Source organism: Achromobacter maghribensis, from assembly GCF_057334215.1.
On record NZ_JBHFII010000034.1, the window covers coordinates 29,536 to 40,021 of the forward strand.

The 10,486-nt window shown below is 66.4% G+C and carries 9 protein-coding genes; 2 read left to right on the forward strand and 7 right to left on the reverse strand.

Annotated elements, in window-relative coordinates; genetic code table 11:
• Positions 1-54 precede the first annotated feature (54 nt).
• On the reverse strand, positions 55-1,461 hold the full coding sequence (gene gltX, locus ACE039_RS13755; RefSeq protein ID WP_448709420.1) for a glutamate--tRNA ligase: 1,407 nt from the start codon (positions 1,459-1,461) through the stop codon (positions 55-57).
• 118 nt (positions 1,462-1,579) lie between these two features.
• On the opposite strand from gltX, the gene ACE039_RS13760 reads away from it, so the two are divergent.
• Positions 1,580-4,021 (forward strand): bifunctional acetate--CoA ligase family protein/GNAT family N-acetyltransferase, encoded by a 2,442-nt coding sequence (locus tag ACE039_RS13760; RefSeq protein ID WP_485822612.1) that lies wholly within the window; start codon positions 1,580-1,582, stop codon positions 4,019-4,021.
• Positions 4,022-4,099: 78 nt separating this feature from the next.
• On the opposite strand, the gene ACE039_RS13765 is transcribed toward ACE039_RS13760, so the two are convergent.
• The 6 genes from ACE039_RS13765 to yjgA form a co-directional block, all read right to left on the reverse strand.
• The gene (locus ACE039_RS13765; RefSeq protein ID WP_310034288.1) at positions 4,100-4,792 is read right to left on the reverse strand and encodes a cysteine hydrolase family protein; all 693 of its coding nucleotides are present in this window, start codon (positions 4,790-4,792) and stop codon (positions 4,100-4,102) included.
• Between the two features lie 9 nt (positions 4,793-4,801).
• Positions 4,802-5,638 carry an ABC transporter permease gene (locus ACE039_RS13770; protein ID WP_485822613.1) on the reverse strand — a complete coding sequence of 279 codons (837 nt, stop codon included), beginning with the start codon at positions 5,636-5,638 and terminating at the stop codon, positions 4,802-4,804.
• Between the two features lie 3 nt (positions 5,639-5,641).
• Positions 5,642-6,454, reverse strand: coding sequence for an ABC transporter ATP-binding protein (locus ACE039_RS13775; protein ID WP_105559318.1), 813 nt, complete (start codon positions 6,452-6,454; stop codon positions 5,642-5,644).
• Positions 6,454-7,458: an ABC transporter substrate-binding protein gene (locus tag ACE039_RS13780; protein ID WP_485822614.1), complete on the reverse strand. Its 1,005-nt coding sequence runs from the start codon at positions 7,456-7,458 to the stop codon at positions 6,454-6,456. Before ACE039_RS13780 ends, ACE039_RS13775 begins: the two co-directional genes overlap by 1 nt.
• A 315-nt stretch (positions 7,459-7,773) precedes the next feature.
• The gene (locus tag ACE039_RS13785) at positions 7,774-8,451 is read right to left on the reverse strand and encodes an alpha/beta hydrolase (RefSeq protein ID WP_105559316.1); all 678 of its coding nucleotides are present in this window, start codon (positions 8,449-8,451) and stop codon (positions 7,774-7,776) included.
• A 33-nt stretch (positions 8,452-8,484) separates the two neighbouring features.
• Positions 8,485-9,036 carry a ribosome biogenesis factor YjgA gene (gene yjgA, locus ACE039_RS13790; RefSeq protein ID WP_313458137.1) on the reverse strand — a complete coding sequence of 184 codons (552 nt, stop codon included), beginning with the start codon at positions 9,034-9,036 and terminating at the stop codon, positions 8,485-8,487.
• 58 nt (positions 9,037-9,094) lie between these two features.
• Here yjgA and pmbA point away from each other — a divergent pair, with 58 nt between their 5' ends.
• Positions 9,095-10,459 carry a metalloprotease PmbA gene (gene pmbA, locus ACE039_RS13795; RefSeq protein WP_448708685.1) on the forward strand — a complete coding sequence of 455 codons (1,365 nt, stop codon included), beginning with the start codon at positions 9,095-9,097 and terminating at the stop codon, positions 10,457-10,459.
• Positions 10,460-10,486 lie beyond the last annotated feature (27 nt).

The window sequence follows — 10,486 nt, forward strand, 5'->3', positions numbered from 1 at the left end:
CCCCCCCCCCCCCCCCCCCCCCCCCCCCCCCCCCCGGGCGGTTGACTGCGGGGGTTAGATCGCGGCCAGGCGGGTCAGCACCGTCTGCTTGCCCAGCAGGGCCAGCACGGCGTCGACAGCGGGCGTTTGCGTCTGGCCGGTGACGGCCACGCGCAGCGGGATGGCCAGTTGCGGCATCTTCAGGCCGCGGTCGGCCAGCACGGCCTTGATCAGGGCGGACAGGGCCTCGCGCGTCCATTCGGTGTCCTGCGCGCGCTGGGCGAAATCGGCCAGCGCTTCGCGCGCGGGCGCGGTCAGGTGTTGTTCGACGAGTTCGGCCGCGGCGGGCTTGAACTCGGCGCAGAACAGCATGGCGCCGTCGGCCAGTTGCTCCAGCGTTTCAGCGCGGTCCTTCAAGAGGCCCATGACGCCCGGCAGGTCGATCTTTTCCGGATGGCCGCCCCGGTTCGCCACGCGCGGGGCCACGCGTTCGGCCAGTTCCGCGTTATCCATCTGCTTGATGTAGTGGGCGTTGACCCAGTTCAGCTTCTTCGGATCCCATTGCGACGCCGACTTGGACAAGTGCTTGGTGTCGAACCAGGACACCAGTTGCTCGCGCGAGAACAGCTCGTCGTCGCCGTGGCTCCAGCCCAGGCGCGCCAGATAGTTGATCATGGCCTCGGGCAGGTAGCCGTCGTTGTCGTATTCCATGACGTTGACGGCGCCGTGGCGCTTGGACAGCTTTTCGCCGTCCGGGCCCAGGATCATCGGCACGTGGCCGTATTCCGGCAGCGTTGCGCCCAGCGCGCGCAAGATGTTGATCTGGCGCGGGGTGTTGTTGACGTGGTCGTCGCCGCGCAGCACGTGGGTGATGCCCATGTCCCAGTCATCGACCACGACGCAGAAGTTGTACGTGGGCGTGCCGTCCGGGCGCGCGATGATCAGGTCGTCCAGTTCGGTGTTGTCGAAGCTGATCGTGCCCTTGACCATGTCGTTCCAGGAGGTGGCGCCTTCCTGGGGGTTCTTGAAGCGCACGACGGGCTTGCGGCCGTCGGGGATGGCGGGCAGCGTCTTGCCGGGCTCGGGGCGCCAGGTGCCGTCGTAGCGCGGCTTGTCGCCGCGGGCGCGGGCGGCCTCGCGCATGGCTTCCACTTCTTCAGGCGAGCTATAGCAGTGGTAAGCGGTGCCGGCGGCCAGCATCTGCGCAACCACTTCGCGGTAGCGGTCCATGCGCTGCATTTGGTAGAACGGGCCTTCATCGGGCTGCATGCCCAGCCATTCCATGCTGTCCAGGATGGCCTGCACCGCTTCCGGCGTGGAGCGTTCGACGTCCGTGTCTTCGATGCGCAGCACGAACGTGCCTTGGTGATGGCGCGCGAAGGCCCAGGAGAACAGCGCGGTGCGCGCGCCGCCCAAGTGCAGGAAGCCCGTGGGCGAAGGCGCGAAACGGGTACGAATGGGGGAGGAGGCGTTGGAGGTCATAGGTGGCAATGATAGCGGCTGCGGCGCCACAAAGCGGCGTCAGGCAGGGTCCACATCAAGCGGACGACGGGATTGTCTTGTTACGATGAACGGTATTTTAGATTAGGGCCTGCCCCCTATGCTGCGACACGCTCTTGCCCCGATGTTCGAACCCAGTTCGCTGGTGATCGTTGCCGACCGGCCCCTGCCGGCGTCGGGTTCCCTGTCGCCCGCGCTCAAGGCGAAAACCACCGTGGTGGCCTGCGAAACCGGGGCTGCGCCCGAGCTGCCCGCGGCCCTGGAAGGGCTGGCGCCCGGCGAACGGCCTGATCTGGCCCTGGTTTGCGTATCGCCGGCGGTGCTGCCCGAGACGCTGCGGCGCCTGTCGCCCCTGGCGCCGCGCGCCGTGATCCTGCTGCCTCACGAATTGCCTGATCCGTATCCGCGCGGCACGCTGGCCCTTTGCCGGGCCTGGGCCGAAGAAAACCGTTGCGAGCTGCTGGGCCCGCGCTCGTTCGGCGCCCAGCGTCCCCATGCCGGCCTGAATTTCAGCCAGCACCCGGTGCTGGCGCGCGCCGGCCGCGTGGCGCTGCTGGCGCAGTCGCGCTCGATCATGGCGGCGGTCATGGATTGGGCCGAAGACGTGCACATCGGGTTTTCCACCGCCGTGTCGCTGGGCGACGAGGCGGTCGTGGGGCTGTCGAAAGTACTGGACTACCTGGCCAGCGATCCACGCACCGACAGCATCGTGCTGTATCTGGAAGACGTGGGGCCGGCCCGTGAATTCATGAGCACGCTGCGCGCGGCCGCCAGCGTCAAGCCCGTGATCGTGCTGAAAGCCGGCCGCTCCGACGCCGACAGTGCCGACGCCATCTTCGACGCCGCCTTGCGCCGCGCCGGCGCGGTGCGGGTGCGCTACTTCGTGCAGCTGTTCTCGGCCGTGAAAGTGCTGGGCTACACGCGGCGTCCCAAGGGCCGGCGCGTGGCGCTGATCTCCAACGGCAACGGCCCCCCGCAGCTGGCCATGGACCTGATCGGCCCCGACGCCGCCGTGCTGCGCGCCGAGCTGGCGCCCGCCACGCGCCGTGCGCTGGAAGCCATGCTGGAGCCGGACGCCGTCAGCGCCAACCCCGTCATCACCTATATGCCGATGACGCCGGAGCGCATCCGCGCCATCCTGGAAGCGGTGCTGGACGATACCGGCGTGGACGGCGTGCTGGTGCTGTTGGCCCCCGACGCGCTGGCCGACATGCCCGCCGTCGCGCGCGAGCTGGCGCTGATCGCGCCCAAGGCAAAAAAACCGGTCGTCAGCTGCTTCATGGGCGACGCCGGCATGCGGCCGCTGCGGCGCATGCTGGACGACGCGGGCACATCGGCCTTCCGCACGCCGGAATCCGCCGCCGACGCCTTTGGCGTGCTGGCCTCGCACCACTACAACCAGCAGTTGCTGCTGCAGACGCAGCCGCAAGAGCCCCCCAGTCACGTGCCCGACCTCGCCGCCGCGCGCGACGTCATCGCGCGGGTGCGCGCCGACTGCCGGCGCGAATTGAACACATCAGAGATCCGGACCCTGCTAGGGCTGTTCTACGTGCCGCTGCGCGACATGCCCGTGGACGTGGCCGCGGCCGAGCCCGAATCCCGGCCCATGGCGATCCGCGTGCGGCGCGATCCGCAATTCGGCCCCGTCATCCGCTTTGGCGCGGGCGGCCCCGACGCGATGCTGTCAGCGTCCGACCGCGGCATGGACCTGCCGCCGCTCAACGGCTTCCTGGCGCGCCAGCTGATCGAACGCAGCCGGCTGTGGCGCCGCGTGCTGGCACCGCGCATCGGCCATATCGCCGCCGAATCCTTGCAGCAAGCGGTGGTGCTGGTGTCTGAAATGGTGTCCGAGCTACCCGACATCGAAACGCTGGACATCGACCCCCTCTACGCCGGTGAAACGCATCTGCGCGCGGGTGGCCTGCGCCTGATGCTGACCGAAACCCCGGGCTGCGCAACGCCGCAGACCTCGGGCTATCCGCACATGGCGATCCACCCCTACCCGACACGCCTGGTGCAAGTGCGCCGATTCAGCGACGGCATCCCGTGGGTGCTGCGCCCGATCCGCCCGGAAGATGGCGAAGCCCTGCAGGAATTCATCCGTGGCTTGTCGGAACGTTCGCGCTACATGCGCTTCGTGTCGATGATGCGCGAACTGACCCCGCGCATGGTGTCGCGCTACACCCAGGTGGACTACCACCGCGAATTGGCGCTGGTGGCGGCGACGCAAGTGCCCAACCCGGCCAATCGCGGCCATCCGCGCGAGGTCATCGTCGGGTTCGCGCACTACCTGCGCAACCCCGACGGGCGGGGGGCGGAATACGCGCTGGTCATCGGCGACGACTGGCAGCGGCGCGGCCTGGGCCGCCAACTGATGACGGCGCTGATCGATGCCGCGCGCGAACAGGGGCTGGAATACATCGACGGCCTGGTGCTGTCGACGAACCGGCCCATGCTGGCGCTGATGACCAGCCTGGGCTTCACCAACGACGCGGACCCCGAAGACCCGACGATGCGCCGAGTCTGGCTGGGCCTGGCCTGATACGGCCGCGCGGCGGCGGCCTGACGGTGTCCGGATTCCCGGCCTGATTCCGCGCGGCGCGCGGGGATCAGGCCGCCTTCAGGCGCTCTTCCTGGCCGCCACGCGCGGCGTCAGCCGCGCCGCCGCTTCATCCACCGACAGCACGTCGCCAAAGAACAGCATCCAGCCATGCAGCGCATGCTCGTGCTCGGCGGGCGTGACCGCCGCCAGCGCGTCATCCACCATGATCGTGCGGAAGTCCCGCATCATGGCGTCACGCGCCGTGGATTCGCAGCACACGTTGGTGACGGTGCCGGCGATCAGCAGCGTGTCCACGCCCAGCCCGCGCAGCAGGGGCTCCAGCTCGGACGAGCCGGGCGCCATGGCGCTGTAGAAACGCTTGACCACGCGCAGGTCCGACTCGTGCGCATGCAGGTCGGGGTGCAGTTGGAAGCCCGGGGAATCGCGGCGCAGCGTTTCAAGACGGCGGGCGCTGCGCTCGGGCGTCAGCATCACGCCATGGTGATGCGACCAGAAGGCATCGGCGTTGTCGGAGGCCGTCTGCACCCAGACGACCGTGCCGCCCGCCGCACGCACAGCGTCGCACAGGCGGTTCACCGGCGCGATGATCTCGCGCGCCGGCGCGCATTCGCCCTGGTAGCCGGGTAGCGTGAAGTACTGCTGCATGTCCACCACGATCACCGCCGTGCGGGCGGCGGGTAGTTCGTCGTACGGATGCAGGCAGCCCTGCCGGGCCACGACGCGATCCTGTACCCATTGCGGAAATTCCATGGTCGTTCCTTATCCGTAGCGCCGCGCCACGGCGGCCTCGACGCGATAGATGATCAGGTACATCACGCTGGAAATCAGCGCCAGCATGGCGATGGCGGTCATGACGATGTTCAGCTTGAACACCTGGCTGCCGTTCATGATGAGGAAGCCCAGGCCGGAATCCGCCGACTGGAATTCGCCCACGATGACGCCCACCAGCGCCAGGCCGATGTTCATCTTCACGGCGGCGATCAGCGTCGGCACGCTGCCGGGCAGCACCACCTTGGTCAGCACTTGCCAGCGGCTGGCGCCGAACGTGTGGGCCAGTTTGACCTTGTTCAGATCGATGCCGCGAAAGCCCGCATAGACCACCATGATGGTGACGAACACCGCAATCGCGACGGCCATGCCGTACACGGCGTAGTCCGACCCCAGCCACAGGTAGAAAATCGGCACGAAGGCGATCTTGGGCATGGCGTTGGCCACCACCAGGAAGGGGTCCAGCACCTTGTACAGGAAGTCCGACCACCACAGCGCGGCGGCAACCACGATGCCGATCGCCATGCTCAGGGTGAAGCCGACCAGCGTGGCCGACAGGGTGGTCATGATGTGCTTGCCCAGCTGGCCGTTGGTCCACAATTCGATGAAAGTGGGCCACAGCGCACTGGGGTAGCTGGTCAGCAGCGGGTTCAGCACGTGCATGCGCGGCAGGATTTCCCACGCGCATAGAAACACCACCAGCAGCAGCGCCTGCGTCAGGCGGATGTTGCGTTTGCGGGCGCGGTCGCGGCGCAGGTAGTCCAGGTACTTCGCGCTGGGTGCCGGCACGGCGCGCAGCGGGACGGTATTGGCGATGGGCGCATTCATGGGTCAACCCTCCACGTGGACGTCCAGCTCGTCCCAGAGCTGTTTGAAGTAAGTATTGAATTCCGGCCGCGAGCGCGCCTGGAAAGGCGTGGGCCGCGCGCCGTCGCCGTAGTGGATGCGGTATTGGCTTTTCAGCCTGCCGGGGCGGCGCGACAGCACGATCACGCGGTCCGTCATCGCGATGGCTTCGCCGATGTCGTGCGTGACCAGCACCACGGTCTTGCCTTCGCGCCGCAGGATATCCACGACTTCATCCGAGATCGCCAGCCGCGTCTGCGAATCCAAGGCCGAAAACGGCTCGTCCAGCAGGATCACGTCCGGCTCGGTCACCAGCGTGCGGGCCAGCGCGGCGCGTTGCCGCATGCCGCCCGACAATTGCCGCGGCGTGTGCGACAGGAACGCGCCCAGCCCGCACTTTTCCAGCAGATGCACGGCGCGCGCCTCGCTGCGGGCATCGCGCCTGCCCTGGATTTCGGCGCCCAGCATCACGTTGTCCAGGATGGTGCGCCATTCAAACAGGTAGTCCTGCTGCAGCATGTAGCCGATGCGCGGATTGGGCTTGGTCACGCCCTGGCCATCGATCATCACGGCGCCCGAGGTTGGCGGGATCAGTCCGGCGATCAGCGACAGCAGGGTGCTCTTGCCGCATCCGCTTTGCCCGATCAAGCTGACGAATTCGCCCGGTGCGAGCGTGAACGACACGTTCGACAGCGCTTCGGTTTCGCCTTCGGTCGTGAAGTACGACAGGCAGACGTCGCGCAGCTCGATCTTCGCCGTGGCGGCGGCCGGCTTCAGGTTGTGGACGGCGGCTCCCATCACGGCGCCTTTTTGGCGAAGTCGGCCACCACCACGTCTTCATACTTGACGCGGGCGGTGTCCTTCATGACGGCGCTGGCGATCAGCATGTCCTGCAGCTTCGACATGGCTTCGGCCGTGACCAGCGGCGACGTCTTCCAGATCTGGTATTGCTTGTAGCGGTCGATCGCCTCGGTAACCGCGCCCGTGTCCATGCCGGGAAAGAACGTCATGATCTGTGGGGCCAGCGTGGCGGCGGGCGTGTCCTTCACATACTTTTCGGCACGCGAGACCACGTCGGTCCAGGCCTGGATGACTTTGGGGTTGTCGCGGATGTATTTGTCGGTGGCGGTGAAGACGGTGTAGTCCACCTGGCCCACTTCATGCCCGACCGAGGCCACGATATAACCCTTGCCGTTGCGCACCAGTTCACCGGCCTCGGGCTCCAGGAAAATGCCGTATTCGCCCTGGCCCGCCATCCATGCCCCGGCGCGCGCCGGGATGCCGATGTTATTCAGCAGTTTCACGTCCTTCTGCGGGTCCAGGCCGTGCTTGCGCAACGCGGTTTCCAGGAAAACGATGGGGTTGGATCCCGGACGAAAGCCGATGATGTCCTTGCCCTTGAGCATCGACCAGTCGAACTTGTCGACGGGCTTGCGAGCCAACAGGAAAAAACCGTCGGTGGCCGTCAACCCGGCGAAGATTTTCGGCTTGACCGGCGATTCGCTGTTTTGCACATAGATGGACGCCTCGGGCCCGATCAGCACGATGTCCGCGCTGCCTGACAGCAGGGCGGTCATGCCCTTGTCCGTGCCTTGGGATGTCTTCATGGACACGTCCAGCCCGGCGTCCTTGAAGTAGCCCTGCGACAGGGCCACGTATTTGGGCACGTAGAGGATGGAGCGCACCACCTCTTCGTAGCGGACTTTCACGGGGGGATTCAGGGCTTCGGCGTGGGCGGCCAGCGGGGCAAACAGCGCAAGCAGCGCCGCGCCCGCCAGGCGGGGCAATGGCAAGGATTTCACGGGACTTTCTCCTGCGTCTTGTATGGCGCGCCGAACCCGGCGCAACGCGGCCAATGGGATGGAATCGACAACAACAGGGAAGCCCGAACGATCGCTGCCCGGGCCGCAAGGCATGGATCGAATACTATATTCAATACAAATGGGCGACAAGCATTTTGGGATTGGCGTTTTTCTCTATGGACGAGCGCCAGCGCAGCCGGGAAAATTCAGGGCTGGAATACCACTTGGTATACAAGAGACGGTTTTAGCCGTTTGGACGGGGCGTCACGGCCGAACCCGGGATCCGTCCGAGTTCAGCCCGGGGTCAAGCCCCGATCAGGCCAGCACGCTATTCAAAAACGCCGAAATATCGCGGACTTCTTCGGCGCAGACCGAATGCGGCATCGGGTAGGTGTGCCAGCGCACGTCGTAGCCCAGCCGCTTCAGCTCGGCCAGCGACGCCTCGGCGCGCGCCAGCGACACGACCGGGTCGTACTGGCCGTGGGCCATGAAAATCGGCGTGGCGTTGTTGGCGCTGTGGCGTTCGGCCTCGGCGGTGTCCACCAGGGGCAGGTATCCCGATAGCGCCATCATGCCTGCCAGCTTTTCCGGCAGGCGCAGGCCGGTGTGCAGCGTCATGGCGCTGCCTTGCGAAAAGCCGGCCAGCACGATGTTCGACGTGGGGATGCCCCGGGCGTTTTCGCGCGCGATCAGCTTGTGGACGGCGGCTTCGGACGCCCGGATGCCCTTGGCGTCTTCCACGCGCACCAGATCCATCACCAGGATGTCGTACCACGAGCGCATCGCCATGCCGTTGTTGATCGTCACGCGCTGCACCGGCGCGTTCGGGAACACGAAGCGCACCCCCAGGCCCTTGGGCAGGTCCAGTTCCGGGACGATGGGCGCGAAGTCATTGCCGTCGGCCCCCAGGCCGTGCAGCCAGATCACGGCGTGCGTGGGGTGGGGGGCGGTTTCGATCTCGATGCAATCGAGCAGGTCGGTAGATGCGTTCATGGACGGCCGGCGGGAAAAATCAGGGATGAGGGATCAGAGCGTCAGGGTCTTCAGCGCCTGGAACAGCGCGCGATAGTGCTTCTTCTGCGGCTCCTGGCCTTGCAGCAGCGCGGCGTTGGCCAGTTTTTCCTTGCGCGCGGCGCGGATCAGCGTGCGCAACTGCTGCGCATCGGCTTGGGGGTTGTTCGCCAACAGCTTGGTCAGCAGATCGTCGTCGTCCAGCAGGCGGTCGCGCAGCGTTTCCAGCCGGTGCATCGCGGCGGTTTCCTCGCGCGAACCGTTTTCCCAGACATCGAGCTGGGCGCGGATCTCGTCGGCGGGGGCGTCGCGCATCAGCTTGCCCACGAAATGGATCTGCCGGCGGCGGCCTTCGCGGCCGGTCGTGCGCTGCGCCATGCGGATCGCCTCATAGAGGCGTTCGGCCAGCGGTAGCTGCTTGAGGCGTTCGGGGGACAGTTCGATCAGCTGTTTGCCCAGGTCCAGCAAGGCGTGCATTTCACGCTTGACCTGAGACTTGCTGGGACGGTCGTAGCCGTTTTCATCGTAACCGTCGTCGACGGATTCTTCTTCAGTATGGGAATTCATGGAAAACTGCGCGTTGACAGACTTGGCTATGATAACCGTCTCTGCAAATTGGACAGCAATGGTTAAATCCTCCTCATCCTTGCCGCTGGCGGCGAATCACGCGCGTTTTTCCGAACTCGTCGAACAAACCCTCGCCTATGCGCGCCAGATCGGCGCCTCGGACGCCGCGGCGGAAGTCTCGGAAAGCCTGGGCCTGTCGGTCTCGGTCCGAAAGAACGACATCGAAACCGTTGAGCAGACGCGCGACCGTTCGCTGGACCTGACGGTCTACGCCGGCCAGAGCCGTGGGTCCGCCTCGACCTCTGATTTTTCTGAAGCGGCCCTGCGCCAGACGGTCGAAGCCGCCTGGCACATCGCTCGCCATACCGCCGCCGACCCGGCCGCCGGGCTGCCCGACGCCGACCAGTTGGCCACCGAATTCCCCGACCTGGACCTGCACCGCGCCTGGAGCGTGTCCACCGAAGAGGCGGCCGAACTTGCATTGCGCGCCGAACGCGCCGCGCGCGACGTCGATTCGCGCATCACCAATACCGACGGCGCCTCCGTGGGCACCTACGAAGGCCAGTTCGTGATGGGCAATACCCGGGGCTTCATGGGCGGCTACCCGTATTCGCGCCACAGCCTGTCCGTGGCGCCCATCGCGGGCCGCGGCAACGGCATGCAGCGCGATTACTGGTACACCTCGGAACGCGATCCAGCCAAGCTGGCGTCGCCCGAGGCCATCGGCCGCTATGCCGCCGAGCGCACGCTAAGCCGCCTGTCGGCCCGCCGCATCCGTACCGGCAAGTTTCCTGTCTTGTTCGAAGCACCGCTGGCGCTGGGGCTGGTCGGCGCACTGACCCAGGCGGTCAATGGCGGCGCGCTCTATCGCAAGGCCAGCTTCCTGGTGGACTCGCTGGGCAAGCCAATCTTCCCCAAGCACATCAACCTGACCGAAGACCCCCACATCCCCGGTGGCATGGGCAGCTCGCCGTTCGACGACGAAGGCGTGCGCACGCGCCACCGCAACGTGGTGTCGGCCGGCGTGCTGGAAGGCTATTTCCTGTCTTCCTACACGGCCCGCAAGCTGGGCATGACCACCACCGGCAACGCTGGCGGCTCGCACAACCTGGTGTTCAGCTCCACGCTGACCAAGCGCGGCGACAACTTCGAAGCCATGCTGAAGAAGCTGGGCACGGGCTTCCTCGTCACCGAACTGATCGGCCAGGGCGTCAACTACGTGACGGGCGATTATTCGCGCGGCGCGTTTGGCTATTGGGTCGAAAACGGCAAGATCCAGCATGCCGTCCAGGAAATCACCATCGCAGGCAACCTGGCCGACATGTTCCAGCAGATCGTGGCCGTGGGCGCGGACACCATTTCGCGCGGCACCAAGACCACGGGTTCGATCCTGATCGAGCAAATGGCCATCGCGGGCACCTGATCCCGCCCGACGCGCGGCGGCTCCCGC

What these genes read in the sequence shown, in the direction of transcription:
- ACE039_RS13785 (WP_105559316.1), bottom strand. Translation starts at nt 8,451, where the DNA reads ATGAACGCATCTACCGACCTGCTCGATTGCATCGAGATCGAAACCGCC.
- yjgA (WP_313458137.1), bottom strand. Translation starts at nt 9,036, where the DNA reads ATGAATTCCCATACTGAAGAAGAATCCGTCGACGACGGTTACGATGAA.
- pmbA (WP_448708685.1), top strand. Translation starts at nt 9,095, where the DNA reads ATGGTTAAATCCTCCTCATCCTTGCCGCTGGCGGCGAATCACGCGCGT.
- ACE039_RS13775 (WP_105559318.1), bottom strand. Translation starts at nt 6,454, where the DNA reads ATGGGAGCCGCCGTCCACAACCTGAAGCCGGCCGCCGCCACGGCGAAG.
- ACE039_RS13760 (WP_485822612.1), top strand. Translation starts at nt 1,580, where the DNA reads ATGCTGCGACACGCTCTTGCCCCGATGTTCGAACCCAGTTCGCTGGTG.
- gltX (WP_448709420.1), bottom strand. Translation starts at nt 1,461, where the DNA reads ATGACCTCCAACGCCTCCTCCCCCATTCGTACCCGTTTCGCGCCTTCG.
- ACE039_RS13770 (WP_485822613.1), bottom strand. Translation starts at nt 5,638, where the DNA reads ATGAATGCGCCCATCGCCAATACCGTCCCGCTGCGCGCCGTGCCGGCA.
- ACE039_RS13765 (WP_310034288.1), bottom strand. Translation starts at nt 4,792, where the DNA reads ATGGAATTTCCGCAATGGGTACAGGATCGCGTCGTGGCCCGGCAGGGC.